The sequence below is a fragment of the Streptomyces sp. NPDC002138 genome (assembly GCF_040296485.1).
Classification (GTDB): Bacteria; Actinomycetota; Actinomycetes; order Streptomycetales; family Streptomycetaceae; genus Streptomyces.
This window is the reverse complement of the sequence record NZ_JBEOXE010000006.1, coordinates 44,525-64,283: the sequence shown is the minus strand read 5'-3', so window position 1 is coordinate 64,283 and position 19,759 is coordinate 44,525. Positions and strand designations below refer to the sequence as shown.

Sequence of the window (19,759 nt, the reverse complement as noted above, 5' to 3'; positions counted from 1 at the left end):
CCCTCAGGGAGCGGCCGTACCCAACTGGGCGGCCAGCTCCGCCGGGTCCGTCGTCGGCAGCGCGCAGACGAACCGGCGGCACACGTACGCGGTCGGCAGGCCGCGTACGAGTTCCCGCCCGGCCAGCAGCGGGAACTCCCCGACGCTCCCGTCCGCCTTCCCCGGCAGCCCGGCCGCCACCACCGCGCCGGGCGCCGTCCCCAGCAGCGCGGCCCGGTGCAGCGCGGCCGTCGCCCGGTCCCCGGGGTCCCCGGCCACCGCCACCTCGCGCGGCCCGTCCAGCAGGGCCTCGACCACCGCCAGCCCCTGCCCGATGAAGCGCGGGGCGCGCGGCCCGAGCGCCGCGACCACCGCGAGCGCGCGCTCCGCCGCCGTGCGGTGCGCCTCCGAGCCGGTGTGCGCGGCGTACGACAGGAGCGCCCCGGCGGCGGCCGTCCACCCCGAGGGCGCGGCGGTGTCGGTCGGGTCCTGCGGGCGCCGGATCAACTGCTCGGCGTCGTGCGCGGTGTCGTACAGCGAACCGTCCTCGGCGGTGAACCGGTCCAGCACCAGATCCACGAGGAAGCCGGCGAACTCCAGCCAGACCCCCTCCCCCGTGACCGCGGCCAGCGCCAGGAACCCCTCGGCGACGTCGCCGTAGTCCTCCAGCACCCCGGCGTTGACCCCGGCCCTGCCGTCCTTGCTGGTACGGGCCAGGCGCGCCCGGCCGTCCATGTGGACCCGGACGAGCAGGTCCGCGGCCTCGGTGGCCCGCTCGACGAGGTCGGGCCGGTCGAAGTACGCCCCGCACTCGGCGAGGGCGGCGATGGCCAGCCCGTTCCAGGCGGCCACGATCTTGTCGTCGCGCCCGGGAGCGGGCCGCTCGGCGCGCGCGGCGAGCAGCCGCGCCTTGATCCCGGCGATCCGGTCGGCGAGCGCGGCGGCGTCGGGGCCGGTATCGGTATCGGCGTCCGCGTCGGGGGCGGTTTCGGCGTCGGTGCCGGTGCCGGTGCCGGTGCCGGTGTCCGCCTCGCCGTCGGCTCCCTCGACGGCGCCCGCCGGCAGTTGCAGCACCGAGGTGCCGTGCTCGAAGGTGCCCTCCGGGGTCACCCCGAAGAGCACGGCCGCGAACTCCCCGTCCGCCTGGCCCAGTACCTCCGTCAGCTGCTCCGGCGTCCAGGCGTAGTACGCGCCCTCCACGTGCTTCCCGGTCGCCGGGTCCTCGCTGTCCGCGTCCAGCGCCGAGGCGTAGCCGCCCTCGCGGGTCCGCAGCTCCCGGACCATGAAGTCGGCGGTCTCCAGCGCGACCCGCCGGGCCAGCGCGGAGCCGGTGGCCCGCCACAGGTGCGCGTACGCCCGGCACAGCAGCGCGTTGTCGTAGAGCATCTTCTCGAAGTGCGGGACCACCCACTCCCGGTCCACGGAGTAGCGGGCGAAGCCGCCGCCGAGCTGGTCGTAGATCCCGCCCCGCGCCATCGCCTCGCAGGTCTGCTCGGCCATCTGGAGCGCGCCCTCGGCCCCGGTGCGCGCGTGGTGGCGCAGCAGGAACTCGATGACCATGGACGGCGGGAACTTCGGCGCCCCGCCGAACCCGCCGCGCGCCTCGTCGTACTCCCGGGTCAGCCCGAGCAGCGCCCCGGCGGACACCTCGGCCCCGGGCAGCCCGGCCTTGCCGTAGTCCAGCTCCCGCCCGGCCAGGTCGCGCACCACCCGCTGCGCGACCTCGGCCACTTCCTCGGGCCGCCCCACCCAGGCGCCGCGCACGCCTTCGAGCACCTGCATGAAGGACGGCATCCCGTGGCGGGGCTCGGGCGGGAAGTAGGTCCCGAAGTAGAAGGGCTCTGCGTCGGCGGTCAGGAACACCGTCATGGGCCAGCCGCCCTGGCCGGTGGCGGCCTGGACGGCCTCCATGTAGACGGCGTCGATGTCGGGCCGCTCTTCGCGGTCGACCTTGATGTTGACGAAGTGCTCGTTCATGTAGGCGGCGGTTAGTTCATCTTCGAAGCTTTCAGAGCTGAAAACATGGCACCAGTGACAAGAGCTATAGCCAACGCTTAGCAGAACGGGCACGCCCCGCTCCCGCGCCTCGGCAAAGGCCTCCGGCGACCAGGGCCACCAGTCGACCGGATTGTCGGCGTGCTGGAGGAGGTAGGGCGAGGTCTCGTTCGCGAGGCGGTTCGACATGGCGCCCATCCTGCCGCACCGGCCTCGCGCCGCCACGTGACGGGGCCATCAGGCGTCTGGTTCAGCGCCCCGGATGCGGTCGGCCCATTTCCAGACCGGAACGACCCGCGAGTAGTCCCAGGCCGGGCAGCCCTTCCTCCCTGGCCGGATCACAAGACTCGTGAAGACCGAGGCGATCACCCTCCTCTTCTCGTCGAACCTCATCTCGCCGGAATGCCAGCGCAGTCTGATCGGCTCCGGGAGCCGGACCTTCCCTCGTCCGTGCGCGGGAAAGAGCGACCGAGCGATGGCGTCCTCCACCAAGGGGCCGCTGATGGCGCACCTCCCGCAACCGCGGCCGGCCGCCCCGTTGCAGATGTAGTTGTACGGGCTCTTACGGCTGCGCGTGCTCTTGCAGCCACCCATGGGCTGATCACATGTGCCGCCACCCGCAACCTCGGCGCCACAGCGCAGAAATCCGCTGGCGAGGTACTTCGGCCCGGCTTTCCGGCCGGTCAGTCGCGGACTGAGGGGGCCCCGATGCATGTACAGACTGCCCGCCGAGAACGTCGCGCAGGCCGCCGTCCACTCCTCCGGAGTGACGATGGCCTGCCATGCCCCCACCAACGGCTCACCCGTTTCAGGATCCATCAGCAACTCGCCCCGATTGGCGCGGAAGCCGCACACCCTCGGAGCCGTGATGACCTGGGCGACCGTCTGAGGGTTCGGCCGCCCCCCACGTGTTCCGGTGATACCCAGCTCACACCACTCCCGCGCCACCTCGCCGATGGGTTTTCCCGCGATGCGATCCTCGATCGCCTTGCGTACGAGCCCGGACTCCACCGCATGCAGCGTCTGCCGGTCCTCCTGCCAGCCGAACGGTCTGGGGCCACTGTGCGGGAGCCCGTCCATGGCTCGTGACCAATGCCAGTCCTGGACCCTGCGGCTGCGCATCCGCCCTTCCACCACCGCCTCCCGAAGGGATTCCGCGCCCCGCAGGAGCCCGGCCTTGCTGTACGGATCGCGCAAGCCGTCCCGGTCGACGTACACCCGGCCCGGCGCGGAAGTCAGCGCGGCCATGTAGCGGATGAAGTCCTCTGATCTCCGGTAGAGACGGTCGTCCGCGACGGCAACCACGCCCGCCAGCGGTCCGGCGGTGAAGGCGTGTCCGCGGTGGAGGTCTGCGAGCAGTTGCTCGAAGGCAGGCCGGTCCCGGTCGTCCTTGGTGGCGCTGCACGCGTTGTCCGTGTACGTCGCCACGACGACGCAGCCGTGCTCCCGGGCCGTGCGTTCGTTGATCCGGTGCTGGTGGCGCACGCCCCGCGCATCGCGCTCGCGTGAGTCCTGGGACGTGCGGGCGTACGAGGCCACCGGCACGAGACCGCCTTCGGCGGTGTGAGGTATGGAGTCCACGTCTTTCTCCCGATCGACTGCTCTTGCGATGCTCGGCTCAACGCACGAGCAGGCGGTCGGTTACGCGGGCCGCGTCATTCCAGGAGCAGCGGGGCCGGGTCCGTCAGCCACGCCACGCGCGAGGCCGCCTTTCTCACGCGTCGTTCCACGGGGGGTGATTGTCGGTCATCAGCGGAGGCGATGATTCGTCAATTCGGTCTCCCCACTCACCCGTTACCTCTGATCTCGCTCAGATTCACTCGCGCTCCGGGCCGTCGCGCAGGACACTTGGGGCTTCGCGGCGGGCTCTTCGAGGAGGATGCGCATGCGGGTCAGTCATCGTGGTGAGGCCGAGCGTCTGCTGGTGCGGGCCGTCGACGAGGAGCTGTTGCGGTCCGGGGCGGCCGGTGACAAGGCCGCGCTGCTCGCGCGGGGGCGGGAGGCCCTCGACGCGCTGGCCGCCAGTGCCGCCGACGAGTACGGGGCGTACGTACGGGCCCTCGACGAGGCCGCGGCCGGGGAGTACTCGCTGCGTGAGGCGTTCCGGCGGCAGAGCACGTCGACGGCGATGCTGGCCGCCGCGGTGGCGGCGGCGGCCGCCTTCGGGACGGATCTCGCGCTCGACGCGGCTCCGGTGACCGCGGCGGCCGCGGGGGCCGCCGCGCTGGTGGCGGGCGGCCTCGCGACGGTCGCGAAGGTGACCGGCACCCACCTGCCGGCGGCGAGCCGCCGGGCCGGGGCGCTGGGTCAGCCCGGCGGCCCCGAGCAGCTCCGGCTGCAGTGGCTGTCCGCGCTGGAGGTGCGCGGCATCCGGCCGTTCCTGGAGCAGCAGCGACAGGTGACGGTGGCGGCGCGGACCCAACGTCCGGCCAGGCCGCCGCAGCAGCGCGGGTCGGACCGCAGCGCCGAGGCACGGCAACGCCGGATGCTGGAGCAGTCGTTCGGGCAACTGCCGGAGCCCGCCGGGCCGTTCGCGGGGCGGCAGGCGGAGATCGGGCAGATCGCGCAGTGGGTGCGGGCGGCCCGGGCGAACACGCAGACCCGCCCGGTGGTGGTCGTCCTGCACGGCGAGCCGGGCGTGGGGCGCACGGCGCTCGCGGTGCGGGCGGCGCACCAGCTGCGGGACCAGTTCCGGGGCGCCTGCGTGGTGGCGCTGAGCGGGAGCGGCGGCAGCGGCGAGGCGCCGCTGCCGACCCGGGAGGCGTTGCTGCACCTGCTGAACCGGCTGGGCGCGCCGCGCGAGCAGCTGCTCTTCCGGGAGCGGTCCTCGGCGGACCAACAGGTGCGCAGACTGGCGGAGTTGTACCACCAGCACCTCCAGGGGATGCCGGTGACGGTGGTGCTGGACGACGCGGCGGACGCGGCGCAGGTGCGCACGCTGGTGCCGGAGCGTTCGGACAGCCTGGTGCTGGTGACGGCGCGGGAGGCGCTGGAGCTGCCCGCGGACACCCCGGCGTGGGTGCACCACCTGGCGGTGGAGCGGCTCGGGGCGGCGGAGTCCGCGGAGGTGGTGCGGGCGGGCGCGGAGGCGGCGGGCGTCGGTCCGTACGCGGACGAGGTGACGGCGGGGCTGCTGGCGCTGGGCGCGGGGCTGCCGCTGGCGCTGCGCGTACTGGCCCCGCTGGGCGGCGTGCGCGCGGGTGAAGGGGGCCTGCTGGAGCGGGCGTTGGAGCTGGCGTACGTACGGCTGCCGGAGGACCGGCGGCGGCTGCTGCGGCGGCTCGCGCTGGCCGGGCGGGCCTCGCTGGGGGCGGCCGCGGCCGCGGCGCTGATCGGGGCCGACCAGCCGGAGGGGGTGCGGCTGCTGCGGGAGCTGGCGAAGGCGGGCCTGGTCGACCACGTGCGCGGGGAGCGGTACCGGATGCACGACGCGGTGCGCGCGTTCGCGGCGGCGCGGCTGGCGGCGGACGAGGAGCGGGCGTCGGCGACGGCGGCGCACGAGCGGCTGATCCGCAACTACGCGCAGCTCGCGGACTCGGTGATCCGGATGGTCGACGGGAAGATGTCGACGCGGGCGAACCACTTCGGCGGCCACGGCTTCGCCTCCCTGGACGCGGCGCTGCGCTGGCTGGAGGAGGAGTCGAGCTTCATCACCTCCGCGCTGCGGCAGTCGGAGGGCGTGGACCAGCAGGCGGTGCTGGACCTGCTGGGGGCGCTGTGCGACTTCTGTCTGCTGCGGGGGGACCTGTACCGCCTCGGCGAGATCAACGAGCTGGCGCAGACGGTGGATCAGGGCAAGTTGGTGCGTTCGGTGCAGTGGCGCACGGGCATCGCGGCGCGCCAGCTCGGCGAGCTGGACAAGGCGCGTACGACGCTGACGTCGGTGGTGGACCAGTACATGGAGGCGCACCAGGAGGCGGGCGCGGCGATGGCGCTGGTCTCGCTGGGGATCACCCTGCACCACCAGGGGAACCTGCCGGAGGCGGCGGCGCGGATCCGGGAGGCCATCGCGCTGCAGGAGCCGCCGGAGCTGGCGGGCGACCGGGCGTGGGCGCTGCACGCGCTGGCGGCGGTGGAGCGGGACCTGGCGCACCTGGCGGAGGCGCTGGCGCTGCTGGAGCGCTCGCTGGTGCTGCACCGGGAGAACGAGAGCGTGCACGGCGAGGCGTGGGCGCACTTCCAGCTCGGCCAGGTGTGCCTGCGGATGGACGACGTACCGCGCGCGGAGGCGGAGCTGCGGCTGGCGCTGGAGCTGTACGGGCGCACCCACGACGGCCGCGGCAAGGCGTGGGCGCTGACGCAGCTCGGGCGGGCCCGGGTGGTGGACGGCGATCCGGTTGCGGCGGTCGAGCAGCTGCGGGAGGCGCTGGCGCGGCACCGGGAGGCGGAGGACGCGCGGGGCGAGGCGTGGACGCTGTACTACCTGGGGCAGGCGCTGGAGGAGAGCGGCGAGCGGGACCCGGCGGTGCGGGAGCTGGAGCGGGCGCGGACGATGTTCTCGCGGATGCGGGACGTGTACGGGCTGGCGTGCGCGCGCCACCATTCGGGGCGGGTGACCCGGGACCAGCGCGCGGTCCAGACCGGCAACCTGCGCAATTCGGGGTTCGCGCGGCAGCTGCTGGTGGACGCGCGGGCGGACTTCCGGCGGATCGGGCTGGCCCACGGGGAGGGCTGGACCTGCCTGGAGCTGGCGGTGGTGGACGCGGGCAACGGGCGCCTCGCCCAGGCGGTCGGGCTGTGCGAGGAGGCGGGGCGGCTGTTCGCCTCGTACGGGGACCTGCGCGGCGGGGACTGGGCGCGCTTCCTGCGCTGCACGATGCTGGCGTACGCGACCCCGGGCCCCGAGGGCCTCGCGGCGGCCCGGGCGGAGCTGGCGGCCCTGGTGGCCGAGCCGCACCCGGCGCGGGACGGGAAGCTGGAGGACTGCCTGGAGCCGTACGGGGTGATCCTGGCGCGCGGGGTGGACCCGGCGGAGGGCTGGCAGGCGTGGCGCCTGTCGATGGTCCCGGACCGGCACTCGCGGGAGATCATGGGCGTCCCGGTACCGGCCCCGTCGGCGTAGGCGGGGGCCGGGGGCGCAGGCGGCGGCGGGGGCCGGGGGCGCAGGCGGGGGCGGGGGCGGGGCCGGGGGCGCAGGCCCGGGCATGGACGCCTACGCGATCGCGCGCTCAGGGCGCGCGGAACCCGCCGTCCCGCCCCTCGCGGGGGCCGGGCGGCGGGTGCGCCGGGGCCTCGGGGAGGCCCGGGGTGCCTCTAGGAGGCCCGGGGTGCCTCGGTCGTCGCGGCGGGGGTCCCGGCCGCCGCCGGGTCGGGTGCCTCCTCGAAGGTGACCCGTCCCATGTGGCGGTTCATCGACTTCATCAGGAACCACACGCCCACGGCGAGGGCCGCGAACACGATGAAGCCGAGGAGACCGGGGGTCACCTTGTTCTTGTCGAAGGTGTCACCCGCCAGCGGAAGGAGCTGGGTCAGTGCTGCCTGCGTAGCGCTCATAGCTACGCATTCTCCCGGATGCCCGCGAAGAGGTCGGACTCGGGGAGGGAAGTGTCGACGAGCGACTTCGCCAGCTCGTACTCCTCCGTGGGCCAGACCTCCTTCTGGAGGTCCATGGGCACGCGGAACCAGCCGCCGTCCGGGTCGATCTGCGTGGCGTGCGCGATGAGCGCCTTGTCGCGGATCTCGAAGAACTCCCCGCACGGTACGTGCGTGGTCAGGGTCCGCTCCTTGCGCTCGAACTCCTTCCAGCGCTCCAGCCACTCGCCGTAGGGCGATTCCATGCCGCGCGCGAGGAGCGCCTCGTGCAGGGCGATGGTGCGCGGCTTGTTGAAGCCCTGGTTGTAGTAGAGCTTGAGCGGCTGGTACGCCGGGCCGAACTCGTCCTCGGGGTACTTCTCGGTGTCGGCCGCGCCCTCGAAGGCCACCATGGAGATCTGGTGGGTCATGATGTGGTCGGGGTGCGGGTAGCCGCCGTTCTCGTCGTACGTGGTGATGACCTGCGGCCGGAAGGCGCGGATCTGCTTCACCAGCTCACCGGCGGCCTCGTCGACGTCCGCGAGCGCGAAGCAGCCTTCGGGCAGCGGCGGCAGCGGATCGCCCTCGGGCAGGCCGGAGTCCACGTAACCGAGCCATTCCTGCTCGACGCCGAGGATCTCGCGGGCCTCGTCCATCTCCTTGGCGCGCACCTCGTGGATGTTCTCCTCGATGTACTTGTCGCCCTGGAGCTTGGGGTTCAGGACCGAGCCGCGCTCGCCGCCGGTGCAGGTGACGACCAGTACGGGCACCCCCTCGGACACGTACTTGGCCATGGTGGCCGCGCCCTTGCTCGACTCGTCGTCGGGGTGGGCGTGGACGGCCATCAGTCGAAGCTGCTCGGTCAAGACAGGATCCTCTTTGGGTCGGGCGTGGCCTTCTATATTGACTCCTCCCCCTCAGCACACTTCCTGCGAGGGGTATTCCTGGCTCACGCTGCCCGACGGACCGGCGGTCCCCCGGGTCTTGTGCGATCAGCGCCAGCCGGGGCGAGACCAGCCCGGACGAGCATCACGCGCGCGGAGTTCCGGTCCCTCGGAGAGACCGCTCCGCACGCATCGCAGGTATACGTGCGTTCCGACAACGGTAGTGCGCGCTGCCCAGCACGCCGGCCAGTCAGCCGTCTGTCCAGCCCGCCCGGCCCGCAAGCCTCCCCAGACCTGTGTGCCGTCCTGGACTGCTCGACGCACTGATTCCAGACCCAGCGGCACCGATCCCATTCCGACAGCGACGCCGCCGATGCGGTGGACGACACGCGCAGCCGATAGGTGTACCGGGCGTACCCGGCGCCCTCCTCAGATGGTGTCGCCATGGTGTCAAAATAGCACTTGCATGCCACCATTCAGGCATGAATTCCGAAGTGCGCGTCACTCTCCGGCTCCCCGCAGACCTGCACGCCCGCCTAGCCGCTCACGCGGAACGCGAGCGGCGGTCGCTCAACGCCGATCTCGTCTACCTGCTGGAGGGCGCCATCGGCCCTGGGGGCACGGAGGCGGATTCGGGCCGCCCCGCGCGAGCGGCGCGCGGGAACCCCGATTCCACTCCCGCCTGAAGGGCGTGGGATCCTCCAGTGGTCAGGCGAACGAATCGCGGACCGTGAGGTTCCGGCCCCTCTGGAGAGGAACGATCATGAGCACGGTGCGCGAGGGACTGCCCGAGGGCCGTTACGGCCGGTCGGCGGACGAGCGGACCGACCGGAAGCTCAAGATCCTGGGCGCGGTGCTCGGGGCGGTGCTGGTGGGCGTGGTCGGCTGGATCGGCTGGGACTACGTCGGCGGCCAGACCGTCAGCGGGGAGATCATCAAGTTCCAGGTGGTCTCCGACACCGAGGTGAAGGTGCACCTGGAGGTCCGCAAGGACGCCTCGGTCACCGGGGTGTGCACGCTCAGCTCGCAGGACAAGAACCACGGCGAGGTCGGCCGTGCGGACTACACGTTCGCCCAGGCCTCGGACCGGATCGACGAGATGCTGTCGCTGAAGACCACCGGCCGCGCCGCGATGATCGAGCTGGTCGGCTGCCAGCCGGCGGAGGCCGCCGCCCGCTAGGACCCGCGCGGGGCGGTGCGGGGCGGTGCGGGGCGGTGCGGGACGCCGTACGGGTGATCATCACGGCGGCGGAACGCCGTGCTGACGGGCCCGGACACACTTCACACGCTGGGTGTCCTCCCCCTTTTCTTCCCGAATTGTTAGGCTCGTGGTTTCGCCCATTGTCGGCGACCCTGATGACCCCCTAGTCCCCCTGTACCGACGAGGAGCACCTGTGACCCAGACGAGCGAGAGCGTCACCTGGCTGACCCAGGCGGCGTACGACCAGCTGAAGGCCGAGCTGGACTACCTCTCTGGTCCCGCCCGCACGGAGATCGCGGTCAAGATCGCAGCCGCCCGCGAGGAGGGCGATCTGCGCGAGAACGGCGGGTACCACGCGGCCAAGGAGGAGCAGGGCAAGATGGAGCTGCGCGTCCGCCAGCTGACGCAGCTCCTGGAGAAGGCCAAGGTCGGCACCGCGCCCGCGTCCGACGGCGTGGTCGCGCCCGGCACCCTGGTGACGATCGCCTTCGACGGTGACGAGGACGACACGCTGGAGTTCCTGCTGGCCTCCCGCGAATACGCCTCCTCGGACTTCGAGACCTACTCGCCGCAGTCCCCGCTGGGGTCCGGCGTGATGGGCAAGGCGATCGGCGAGAACGCCGAGTACGAGCTGCCGAACGGCAAGAAGGCCCAGGTCAAGATCCTGGCCGTGACGCCGTTCAACGGCTGATCCCGGAGTCGTACACACGCACAGCGGAGCCCCCGCCGGACACGTTCCGGCGGGGGCTCCGGCGTACCCGCTCGACGGGGCGCTCCGCTCTGGGCGAAGGGGCGTGACCCGGGCCCGCCGACCGTGGTCGAGTGGGCCGATGGAGATCCTGGTACTGGGCGGGACGGCATGGGTGGGCCGCGAGATCTCGCGGCAGGCGCAGGGGCGGGGGCACCGGGTGACCTGCCTGGCCCGCGGGGAGAGCGGCACGGTGGCCGAGGGCGCACGCCTGGTGGCCGCCGACCGGCGCGATCCGACGGCGTACGAGGCCCTGGCGGGCCGTGACTGGGACGCCGTGGTGGAAGTGTCCTGGCAGCCCGGCTTCGTGCGTGGCGCGCTGGCGGCCCTCGGCGGCCGCGCCCGCCACTGGTCGTACGTGTCGTCGGTCAGCGCGTACGCGGAGCACGCGCGGCCGGGCGCGGACGAGTCGACCGCGCTGCTTCCGGCGGCCCACCAGGCCGAGGCCGGCCGCGAGGTGTACGGGGAGGCGAAGGTGGCCTGCGAGGAGGCCTCCGCCGCCGCGGTGGGGGACCGGCTGCTGATCGCGCGGGCCGGGCTGATCGGCGGCCCCGGCGACGGGAGCGGCCGCACCGGTTACTGGGTGGCCCGCGCGGCCCGCGACCCGCTGGCGCCCCTGCTGGTCCCGGACTCCCCGGACCTGCTGACGCAGGCGATCGACGTCCGGGACCTCGCGGCGTGGTTGCTGGACGGCGCGGAGAACGGGACGACCGGCACATACGACGCGGTCGGCCCGATCGTGCCGTTCGCCGAGTGGGTCGCCCTGTCCCGGAAGGTGGGCGGGCACACCGGCCCGGTCGTGGAGGCCGACCCGGACTGGCTGCTCGCACAGGGCGTGGAGCGGTTCATGGGGCCGGAATCCCTGGCCATGTGGATGCCCGGCCGGGACTGGGCCGGCTTCGGCGCGCGCAGCGGAGCGGCGGCGGCCGCGGTCGGCCTGCGCCACCGCCCCCGGGCCGAGCTGCTGAGGGACACCCTGCGCTGGGAACGGGAGGCGGGCCTGGCCCGCCCGCGCCGGGCGGGCCTGAGCGCGGAGCGCGAGCGCACCCTCCTGGAGGCGCTGGCTCCGTAACCGAGGGTTGGCCGGGGGCGCCACGTACGAATTGGCGACTCAGGTCCGATAGATCGAAGGCCGTTCAGCGACCTGCTCAGGGGTGAGTCCTTCGACGGTCATGTTGCCCGTCCACAGCTCGTCGTGGTTGGCATAGGTGACGCCGAAGCCGACCCTCCGCCCACCGGACTCCAGCTTCCAGCTCTGAGCCTCGAACTGAGCGATGCGGTCGCTACCGACGACGAACGCGCGGGTCGCTTGCGTCAAGATCCATTGCGCCAGCCCCACCCGTGGCGTTCCGTCCTTGCACATCTCGGCTGCCATCTGCCAGAGCCGGAACCAGTCCGCTCCGGGAGAGAGGGGACCGACGATGGCCACCTCACCGATGCGGCGTTCGTCCAAGTGGTGTGAGGTGTAGCCGAACACGGTCCCGAAGAGAGCGAACACGGTGACCCTGCCTCGCCCCGTCAAGCCCTCGATATCCGTTGTCATTGATGGAACCCTTGGGAAATGAGGCGGTCCGGACGCATTGCAGGCGTCCGGACCGCTTCGCGCAGGTGAGGGGGACCAGCCGGTCAGTCCGTGATCAACAGCACGGGCCGTCCGCGCAGCACGCGGGCTGGTTGCAGTCGGCTGCGGCACCCCACAGCCTCTCGTCCACGTCGAAACCGGCCGCCTTGATCCGGCCCGTCGTGGAGACCATCAGGGGCCGGGTGCGGATCTTGGAGTTCGGGGCGTGGTGCACGAAGAACCCGAACTGCTCCTGGCACCAGTTGGCGTAGTCCTGCGTGTGGAGCATGAACGTGTGCCATCCGGGGTCCACGCGTTCGCTCGGCGCCAGGTCGTGGGCCTTCTGGCTGCCGATGATGTACACGAACGCGATGGCCTGATCCATCACGCCGTCGGCCACGACACGTTCGAGGCCGTACTCGTCAGCGCAGAACGCGGCGAGGCGTTCGAACAGCGCGGGACTCACGAGGTCCCGCCCGTGCCTCAGGGCGACAGGGGCGTCCAGCATCGTCGTCACGGTGTCTCCACTCGGGTTGATGAGGGTCAGGCAGCCGACGGGGGCGGGAACCGCTCTCCGCCGCGGACGCACCGGTGAGCGGTGCGGTAGGAGCCTGTGGGTGTGCCAGGTTGCGCGGCGCTCGCGAATCCGTGCTGCGGCCCCCGCTGAGAGAGCATCGGCCCCGGGAGAAGTCGGCCTCAATGAACTTGCGCGTGCTTGCAGATTTTCACCTGAGTGCGGCGACGGCATCCACGATCAGACTGCGGGCCGCCTGTCCGACACAGGCGAGTCTTGCCAGCTCGGAAAACATGTGCGCGTAGATGTCGATCTCGCTGGGCTGTTTGACCGTGATCTGAGCCGTAGCCAGCTCGGTGATCACCTGAAGGTCATCGAAGATCCAGAACCCTTCGACGGGCCACATGGTCCGTTCCGCCGTCATCGGCACCACGCCGAGACTGACGTTGGGCATGACCGCGACCTGGAGCAGGTGTCCGAGCTGGGCAGCCATCACTTCCGGTCCCCCGAAGCGGGCCCTCAACGCCGCCTCTTCGAGGATGAACGAGAAGTGCCGGTGGCCGTCCCTCATGTAACGCTGGCGGCGCATCCTGACCTTCACCGCGGATTCCACATCGTCCGGGATCCGCCGGAAGGCGATGATGCGGGACATCATCGTGGTGGCGTAGCCCTCGGTCTGGAGCAGGCCGGGGACGACGCTGGCTTCGTAGATTCGGAAGCGCTGTGTTCGGGCGTAGAGCGGGACGTGTGCTTCCTGTCCGGCCGTGAGGCCGGCCTTCTGGATGGTCTTCCATTCGACGTACATCTGGTCGATGCCGTGCGCGGTGGCCCGCAGATCCTCAAGTGCCCCGGGCGCACCGCACAGCGTCACGTATGCGATCAGATCTGCGTCCGACGGCATGGTCTTGCCGTTCTCGATGCGGGAAGCCTTGGACTCGTGCCAACCGGCGCGGGCCGCGAGGGCCCGCGCCGAGAGGCCGGTCGGCTTGCGCATGTCTCGGAGCCGCCGGCCCAGGGCAGCGCGGGCCTCCTCTACGGCGGACGAAGGTGAGGTCTTCACTAGGGGTGCGGGGTCAGGTGGGCCGGTATTCTGAGTGCGGGACGGCCCGCTCCCACACGGCCTCGAAAGCCGACGAGCAAAGCTTGATGACCGCAGGATCGGTACAAATTTCGATCGGGTCGTCGGCCCACTCGCCATCCCCGGTGAAGTGCAGGATCAGCGCGAGGCTGCCATCGAATACCCAGAAGTCATTGCCGGGGAAGGCGATGTCCGTGGCCCGCCTGCGAGGCAGCCACTTGATCTCTTCTCCAGCCCTGACGTTGGCGTCGGAGATGTGGTGCTCGAACCTCAGGTAGTCCGACTCTGGGACGGAGAAGACGCGGGCGCGTCGGATCCGTACGCCACGCCCGGTGGCTTCCCTGACCCAGCGGAGCCACGGCCACTCGTTCTCGTCGTTGTCCTCGCGGCGGTTGCGCTCACCGGCCTTCCACGCGTCGAGGCCGGGGTCCGGCATGTACCCGTCCCGCATCTCCAGGTGGACGGCCGAGTGCTGCGCCGAGGACAGCAACTCCTCAAACGTCGGTACCTTCGTCACCTTTCACCTCCAAGAAGAACTGCACCATCCGGCGGGGCATTTCGATCACATCCTCGTGCCCGGGGATGCTCATGAGCGCACGCCGCTCGTCGTCGGTCACCTTGAACCCTTGCACCAGGTAGGTGTCCCTGTCCTCGTCCAGGTAGATCGTGGGCGATCCGCCGTCCCGGCTCTCGGGGTCCTTGCCAAGCATCCGCAGGGCCATGAGCTCCTCCTCGCTCCGTACGGACGATCTCTGCGTGAAGCTTGCGCCGCAACCACCCGACGACGCATCGGACTTTCGCGAACTTGCAAGGCCACTTTCAAGGGTGGCTGCTTTGCTACGGGCCCTTGCTGAGCGGTGCGGCCGCGAGTCCTCTCGCGATTTCCGCTTCCGCGGTCGTCAGATCCCTCACGGCCCATACGATCTTTCCGGAACCCTGGTCCGTCACTCCCCAGGAGGAAGAGAAGGCCTCGACCAGGAGCAGGCCGCGCCCGCTTTCCGCGTCGTCCGCAGGACCTGCCACCCGGGGAGTGCCGCCCCTGCCGGCGTCGGCTACCTCGATGCGGATGCTGCCGCTGGTGAGGATCAGCCGCAGCTCGAAGTCCCGCCCGGGAACCTTGCCGTGGGTAACGGCGTTGGCAACCAGCTCGGCCACGATTGCGGCCACCGCATCGGACGTTCCCGTTTCCCGCGCCACACCCCAGTCCTCTAGCTGAAGGAGCGTCAGGCGTCGGGCGAGTCCGGCGCCCCGCGGGGTGGGACTGAACCGCTGAGCGCATACGGGTACCGCGGGTACCGCGGGTGCGCTCATCAGGTATCCCCTGCCGATCCGGATTCCGCCGCTTTTTCGTTGGCCCCTCCGGCGCGCCATTCCCGGCTGACTTCACTCAGGCTTGCCCGGCGAAGCTGCGTGGGCCTTGCCGCTGTCACGGTGCCGCCCGTGAGTGGCCGCACCCAAGCGGTGCCGTTGATGTCCACCAGCACCCGGAGCACGCCTCCCGTGGCGAGGTCCACGACCGCCTCACCGGACACCGGTACGTAGGGGCGGTAAGGGAGGCTCACAGGGCCCTCCTCAAACCGTCTTCCACGCGGACCAAAATGTCCCGGGTGACGGGCGGAAACTCCTGAAGCGCTTCCTCCGGCAACAGGCGGTGAAAGCAGCGGCGGTCTATCGCGTCGCGCAGGTCCGCAAGGCGTGTGACGTGTGCGGTGGACGTGGGGATATGGTCACCCGTCATGAGCTGATCCGCCTCCTGGCCGCCGTCGTGCGGCTTCCGTTTCCTGACTCCAGCGTGGCCCTCAACTCGCTACGCTGAACAGGTAGATCAAGGTGCGTATCGAAATCCCGCAGAAACAGGAGTGCCGACGTGGCACGACCACGTAAGGAGCTGGACCGGACAACGCCGTCCGGTTTGCTGGGTGCCAAGGTCAGAGACCTGCAAGACCTTCGGGGTCTCAGCCCCGCGCAGTTGGCTGCCAAGCTCTTCATCTCAGAAACTCGTCTGATCAAGATTCAGACGGCCAACGATCCGCCGAACAAAGCCTTGGTGGAGCGGCTTACGCTGGTCCTGGACGCTGGCGACTCCCTGATGGAGCTGTATCCCCTGCTGCGGAACGCGAGCTTCAAGGACTACGCGCAGCCGTTCTTGGCAAAGCAGGCCAAGGCCAAGACGATAAAGGAGTTCTCGCTTCTCATCCCCGGCCTGCTCCAGACGAAGGCCTACGCCGCAGCGCTGATGCGGCTGGGCGACCCTGCCGGGCCGGGCGATGAAATTGAGGCTGCCGCCGAGCGCAGATATGAGCGACAAGAGGCATTGGAAGGGCCGGACGCTCCCTGGTTGTGGGTAGTGCTCGACAGGGGCGCCCTGACCAAGGTGATCGGCTCACGGCGGATCATGCGCGATCAGATGGAGCATCTGCTCAAAGTCATCCAGATGCCGAACATCCACGTGCAGATCCTCCCACCCGACTGCCCCACCGTTGGCGGCTCCATCAGCGTGCTCACCTCACGTACAGGTGAGGTCTCCGCGTACACCGAGGGCTTCGACGTCGGCAGGTACATGCAGGACGCTGACGACGCAGAGCGGTTTCAGCGGATCTATGATCAGCTCCACGCTGAGGCCCTATCGCCCAGCCAGTCAGAACAGTTGATCCGGGAAGCACTGGGGACGTACACATGATCACTCAGCCCGTTTGGCGCAAGAGCACGTACAGCGGCCAGAACGACAACTGCGTTGAAGTTGCCAACCGTCCCACCACCAGGATGGTGCGGGACTCGAAGCTCTCGCAGAGCCCGGTCCTTGAGATCACCGAGAGCCGGTGGGAAGCCTTCGTGGACCACATCAAGCAGGCCTGACCCTCTTCTCGGCTTGCGACGCGCCAGAGCCCCCGCCGGACACCTTCCGGCGGGGGCTCCGGCGTACGTACCGGCGGGCGCGCTACGCGGTCGCCGAGCGGTACTTGCGGACCGCCAGGGTCCGGAAGACCACGATGATCACGACGGACCACAGCACGGACGCCAGGACCGGGTGCTGCATCGGCCAGGCGCCCGGGGCCTCGTACCCGGGCGGAAGGTTGCCGAAGAGCTCCCGGGCGGCCTGGACGGTCGCGCTGAAGGGGTTCCACTCGGCGATGTGCCGCAGGAAGGACGGCATGTTGTCCGAGGGGACGAACGCGTTCGAGATGAAGGTCAGCGGGAAGAGCCAGATCAGCCCGCCCGAGGTGGCGGCCTCCGGGGTGCGCACCGAGAGGCCGATCAGCGCCCCGATCCAGGAGAAGGCGTAACCGAGCAGGAACAGCAGGGCGAAGCCCGCCAGCACCTTGCCCAGGTTCTCGTGGGTGCGCCAGCCGACGATCAGCGCCACGACGGCCAGGACCACGATGGTGAGCGCCGTCTGGACCAGGTCGGCCAGGGTCCGCCCGGTCAGGACCGCGCCGCGCGCCATGGGCAGCGAGCGGAAGCGGTCGATCAGGCCCTTGTGCATGTCGTCCGCGATGCCCGCGCCCGCGCCGGCGGTGGCGAAGGTGACGGTCTGGGCGAAGATGCCCGCCATCAGGAACTCGCGGTAGGCGGCGGGCGAGGTGTTGCCGCCGACGCTGATGGAGCCGCCGAAGACGTAGCTGAACAGCACGACGAACATGACCGGCTGGATCACACCGAAGATGATCATCTCCGGGATGCGGGACATCCGGATGAGGTTCCGCTTGGCGATCACCAGCGAGTCGTTGACCGACTGGACGATGCCGCCGCGGGGGCGCGGAGCGGTCAGCTCCGGGGTGCGGGCGGTGATGCTCACTTGGCCTCCTCCTCGTCCGCCAGCTCGGCCGCGTGGCCGGTCAGGGAGATGAACACGTCGTCGAGGGTCGGGCGGCGCAGCCCGATGTCGTCGATCTCGATGCCCCGGCCGTCCAGTTCGCGGATGACCTCCGCGAGCAGCTTGGCGCCGCCCGTCACGGGGACGGTGAGCTTGCGGGTGTGTTCCTCGACGGTCGTCTCGCCCTTGCCGAAGGCGGCGAGGACCTCGCGGGCGGTGGTGATGTGCTCGCGTTCGTGCACGACCACCTCGACCCGCTCGCCGCCGGTGCGTGCCTTGAGCTCGTCGGACGTACCGCGGGCGATGACCCGGCCGTGGTCGACGACGCAGATGTCGTGGGCGAGGTGGTCGGCCTCTTCGAGGTACTGGGTGGTGAGCAGCAGGGTAGTGCCGCCCGCCACGAGTTCCTGGATGATCCCCCATAGCTGCTGGCGGTTGCGGGGGTCGAGGCCGGTGGTCGGCTCGTCCATGAACATCACGGGCGGGCTGACGACCAGGGCGGCCGCGAGGTCGAGGCGGCGGCGCATGCCGCCGGAGTAGGTCTTGGCGGTGCGGTCCGCGGCGTCGCCGAGGTTGAAGCGCTCCAGCAGCTCGTCCGCGCGCGCCTTCGCCGCCTTGGCCCTCATCTGGTAGAGCTGGCCGACCATCTGGAGGTTCTCGCGGCCGGTCAGGTATTCGTCGACGGCGGCGAACTGGCCGGACAGGCCGATCGCGCGGCGCACTTCGTTGGGGTGTTTGAGGACGTCGATGCCGGCGACGACGGCTTTGCCGCTGTCCGGCTGGAGGAGGGTGGTCAGGACGCGCACGGTGGTGGTCTTGCCCGCCCCGTTGGGGCCGAGCAGACCCAGGACGGTGCCTTCGGGGACATCGAGGTCCACCCCGTCCAGAGCCCGTACGTCGCCGAAGGTCTTGACCAGACCTTCGGCGTAGATGGCGCCTGGCATTTGGATTCTCCTAGCAATACAGGATGTTTCCTACGCAAATCTTATGGTTGCCAGGCAGGCCATGCCCGGCCGAACGGGGGATCCCGCGGAACCCGGGCACACGCTATCGCGTCATATCGCGATGCGCAGGAGTTTTTCTATCTGGGGCCGACCCCGTCTAACCCATCACCTTGTACCCCGCGCTGTGCAGCGACCGCGCGACCTCCGCGCAGTGCTCCGGACCCTTCGTCTCCAGGTGCAGCTCCACCTCCACCTCGGTCAGCCCGAGCCGCGGGTCGGTCCGTACGTGACTCACGTCCAGTACGTTCGCATCCACCACTGACAGCACCCCCAGCAGCCCGGCCAGCGCGCCCGGCCGGTCCGTCACGCGCAGCCGCAGCGACAGGTAGCGGCCCGCCGCGGCCATGCCGTGCCGCAGGATCCGCTGGAGCAGCAGCGGGTCCACGTTGCCGCCGGAGAGTACGGCGACCACCGGGCCGTCGCCGTAGCGGTCGGGCTCGCTCATCAGGGCGGCGACCGGGCTGCAGCCCGCCGGTTCCACGACGAGCTTGGCCCGCTCCATGCAGAGCAGCAGGGCGCTGGAGAGCGCGTCCTCCGACACCGTACGCACATCGTCGAGCAGCTCGCCGATGATTTTGAAGGGGACGTCGCCGGGGCGCCCCACCTTGATGCCGTCGGCCATCGTGGTGGGGTCGTCGATGGAGACCGGGTGGCCGACCTTGAGCGAGGGCGGATAGGCGGCCGCGCCCGCCGCCTGGACGCCGATGATCCGGACGTCCGGCCGCAGCGCCTTGACCGCGACCGCGATGCCCGCGGCCAGGCCGCCGCCGCCGATGCCGACGACGATCGTGCGGACCTCGGGGCACTGCTCCAGGATCTCCAGGCCCACCGTGCCCTGGCCCGCGATGATGTCGCGGTGGTCGAAGGGGTGGATGAACACCGCGCCGGTGCGGTCGGCGTAGTCCTGGGCGGCCGCCAGGGTCTCGTCGACGACCTGGCCGTGCATGCGCACCTCGGCGCCGTAGTCACGGGTCGCGGCGACCTTGGGCAGCGGGGCTCCGACCGGCATGAACACCGTGGAGCGGACCCCGAGCAGGGAGGAGGCGAGGGCGACGCCCTGCGCGTGGTTCCCGGCGCTGGCCGCGACGACTCCGGCGGCGCGCTGTTCGGGGCGCAGGCCGGAGATCCGTACGTAGGCGCCGCGCAGCTTGAAGGAGCCGGTGCGCTGGAGGTTCTCGCACTTGAAGTGGACCGGGGCGCCGACGAGCGAGGTGAGGTACCGGCTGCCCTCCATGGCGGTCACCCGCGAGACGCCGGACAGCATCTTCTGGGCCCCCCGGACGTCGTCGAGGATGACCTGGGGGACGGGCTCCGGCACGCGGTAGTTCATGGCGCCAAGTCTCGCAGCTGCGCCGGAACGCGGCGCGGGCCGTCCAGGGAGCGGGCGTCACCCCGGATGCCGCCCCGGACGCCGCCCCGGGCGTCACCCCGGACGCCGCCCGGGCGTCTGCCGGGCCCTCGGCCGGGACC

21 protein-coding genes and 1 pseudogene are annotated in these 19,759 nt (G+C 71.0%); 7 read left to right on the top strand and 15 right to left on the bottom strand.

Annotated elements, in window-relative coordinates; translation table 11 throughout:
* Positions 1-3: 3 nt before the first annotated feature.
* Together ABT084_RS05555 and ABT084_RS05550 are read right to left on the bottom strand one after the other, a co-directional pair.
* Positions 4-2,163, bottom strand: coding sequence for a thioredoxin domain-containing protein (locus ABT084_RS05555; protein WP_351038376.1), 2,160 nt, complete (start codon positions 2,161-2,163; stop codon positions 4-6).
* A 48-nt stretch (positions 2,164-2,211) separates the two neighbouring features.
* Positions 2,212-3,513: a recombinase family protein gene (locus tag ABT084_RS05550; protein ID WP_351038375.1), complete on the bottom strand. Its 1,302-nt coding sequence runs from the start codon at positions 3,511-3,513 to the stop codon at positions 2,212-2,214.
* A 346-nt stretch (positions 3,514-3,859) separates the two neighbouring features.
* On the opposite strand from ABT084_RS05550, the gene ABT084_RS05545 reads away from it, so the two are divergent.
* Positions 3,860-7,036, top strand: a complete 3,177-nt coding sequence (locus ABT084_RS05545) for a tetratricopeptide repeat protein (RefSeq protein WP_351038374.1) — start codon at positions 3,860-3,862, stop codon at positions 7,034-7,036.
* Positions 7,037-7,227: 191 nt separating this feature from the next.
* Here the strand turns inward: ABT084_RS05545 and ABT084_RS05540 are convergent, their stop codons facing one another.
* From ABT084_RS05540 to ABT084_RS37945, 3 genes and pseudogenes are all read right to left on the bottom strand, one after another.
* Entirely contained in the window at positions 7,228-7,467 is a 240-nt protein-coding gene (locus tag ABT084_RS05540) for a hypothetical protein (protein ID WP_351038373.1), read from the bottom strand.
* Positions 7,468-7,469: 2 nt separating this feature from the next.
* Positions 7,470-8,351, bottom strand: coding sequence for a mycothiol conjugate amidase Mca (mca, locus tag ABT084_RS05535; protein WP_351038372.1), 882 nt, complete (start codon positions 8,349-8,351; stop codon positions 7,470-7,472).
* Between the two features lie 83 nt (positions 8,352-8,434).
* Positions 8,435-8,602, bottom strand: a pseudogene (locus tag ABT084_RS37945) (RNA-guided endonuclease TnpB family protein); the annotation flags it as partial.
* Between the two features lie 249 nt (positions 8,603-8,851).
* On the opposite strand from ABT084_RS37945, the gene ABT084_RS05530 reads away from it, so the two are divergent.
* The 4 genes from ABT084_RS05530 to ABT084_RS05515 all read left to right on the top strand — a co-directional run bounded on the left by ABT084_RS05530 (position 8,852) and on the right by ABT084_RS05515 (position 11,390).
* A complete protein-coding gene (locus ABT084_RS05530; protein WP_351038371.1) occupies positions 8,852-9,055 on the top strand; it encodes a toxin-antitoxin system HicB family antitoxin in 204 nt (67 codons plus the stop codon).
* Between the two features lie 77 nt (positions 9,056-9,132).
* Positions 9,133-9,549, top strand: a complete 417-nt coding sequence (locus ABT084_RS05525) for a DUF4307 domain-containing protein (RefSeq protein ID WP_351038370.1) — start codon at positions 9,133-9,135, stop codon at positions 9,547-9,549.
* A gap of 214 nt (positions 9,550-9,763) precedes the next feature.
* A complete protein-coding gene (greA, locus tag ABT084_RS05520; protein WP_351038369.1) occupies positions 9,764-10,261 on the top strand; it encodes a transcription elongation factor GreA in 498 nt (165 codons plus the stop codon).
* 139 nt (positions 10,262-10,400) lie between these two features.
* Positions 10,401-11,390, top strand: a complete 990-nt coding sequence (locus ABT084_RS05515) for an NAD-dependent epimerase/dehydratase family protein (RefSeq protein ID WP_351038368.1) — start codon at positions 10,401-10,403, stop codon at positions 11,388-11,390.
* A 39-nt stretch (positions 11,391-11,429) separates the two neighbouring features.
* On the opposite strand, the gene ABT084_RS05510 is transcribed toward ABT084_RS05515, so the two are convergent.
* The 7 genes from ABT084_RS05510 to ABT084_RS05480 form a co-directional block, all read right to left on the bottom strand.
* Entirely contained in the window at positions 11,430-11,861 is a 432-nt protein-coding gene (locus tag ABT084_RS05510) for a hypothetical protein (RefSeq protein WP_351038367.1), read from the bottom strand.
* Positions 11,862-11,955: 94 nt separating this feature from the next.
* A complete protein-coding gene (locus ABT084_RS05505; protein WP_351038586.1) occupies positions 11,956-12,387 on the bottom strand; it encodes a glycine-rich domain-containing protein in 432 nt (143 codons plus the stop codon).
* Positions 12,388-12,604: 217 nt separating this feature from the next.
* Complete coding sequence (locus ABT084_RS05500; protein ID WP_351038366.1) at positions 12,605-13,453, bottom strand: helix-turn-helix domain-containing protein; 849 nt, start codon at positions 13,451-13,453, stop codon at positions 12,605-12,607.
* 13 nt (positions 13,454-13,466) lie between these two features.
* Positions 13,467-13,988, bottom strand: a complete 522-nt coding sequence (locus ABT084_RS05495) for a DUF6879 family protein (RefSeq protein ID WP_351038365.1) — start codon at positions 13,986-13,988, stop codon at positions 13,467-13,469.
* Entirely contained in the window at positions 13,966-14,193 is a 228-nt protein-coding gene (locus ABT084_RS05490) for a hypothetical protein (protein WP_351038364.1), read from the bottom strand. Before ABT084_RS05490 ends, ABT084_RS05495 begins: the two co-directional genes overlap by 23 nt.
* Positions 14,194-14,308: 115 nt before the next feature.
* The gene (locus ABT084_RS05485; protein ID WP_351038363.1) at positions 14,309-14,782 is read right to left on the bottom strand and encodes an ATP-binding protein; all 474 of its coding nucleotides are present in this window, start codon (positions 14,780-14,782) and stop codon (positions 14,309-14,311) included.
* The gene (locus tag ABT084_RS05480; RefSeq protein ID WP_351038362.1) at positions 14,782-15,033 is read right to left on the bottom strand and encodes a hypothetical protein; all 252 of its coding nucleotides are present in this window, start codon (positions 15,031-15,033) and stop codon (positions 14,782-14,784) included. Before ABT084_RS05480 ends, ABT084_RS05485 begins: the two co-directional genes overlap by 1 nt.
* Before the next feature lie 305 nt (positions 15,034-15,338).
* On the opposite strand from ABT084_RS05480, the gene ABT084_RS05475 reads away from it, so the two are divergent.
* On the top strand, positions 15,339-16,151 hold the full coding sequence (locus tag ABT084_RS05475; protein ID WP_351038361.1) for a helix-turn-helix domain-containing protein: 813 nt from the start codon (positions 15,339-15,341) through the stop codon (positions 16,149-16,151).
* Positions 16,148-16,327, top strand: coding sequence for a DUF397 domain-containing protein (locus ABT084_RS05470; protein WP_351038360.1), 180 nt, complete (start codon positions 16,148-16,150; stop codon positions 16,325-16,327). Before ABT084_RS05475 ends, ABT084_RS05470 begins: the two co-directional genes overlap by 4 nt.
* Positions 16,328-16,409: 82 nt before the next feature.
* On the opposite strand, the gene ABT084_RS05465 is transcribed toward ABT084_RS05470, so the two are convergent.
* The 3 genes from ABT084_RS05465 to ilvA form a co-directional block, all read right to left on the bottom strand.
* Positions 16,410-17,261 carry an ABC transporter permease gene (locus ABT084_RS05465; RefSeq protein ID WP_502968845.1) on the bottom strand — a complete coding sequence of 284 codons (852 nt, stop codon included), beginning with the start codon at positions 17,259-17,261 and terminating at the stop codon, positions 16,410-16,412.
* Positions 17,262-17,263: 2 nt separating this feature from the next.
* Positions 17,264-18,229, bottom strand: a complete 966-nt coding sequence (locus ABT084_RS05460; protein ID WP_351038358.1) for an ATP-binding cassette domain-containing protein — start codon at positions 18,227-18,229, stop codon at positions 17,264-17,266.
* A 157-nt stretch (positions 18,230-18,386) separates the two neighbouring features.
* The gene (gene ilvA, locus ABT084_RS05455) at positions 18,387-19,619 is read right to left on the bottom strand and encodes a threonine ammonia-lyase (RefSeq protein ID WP_351038357.1); all 1,233 of its coding nucleotides are present in this window, start codon (positions 19,617-19,619) and stop codon (positions 18,387-18,389) included.
* Positions 19,620-19,759: the final 140 nt, after the last annotated feature.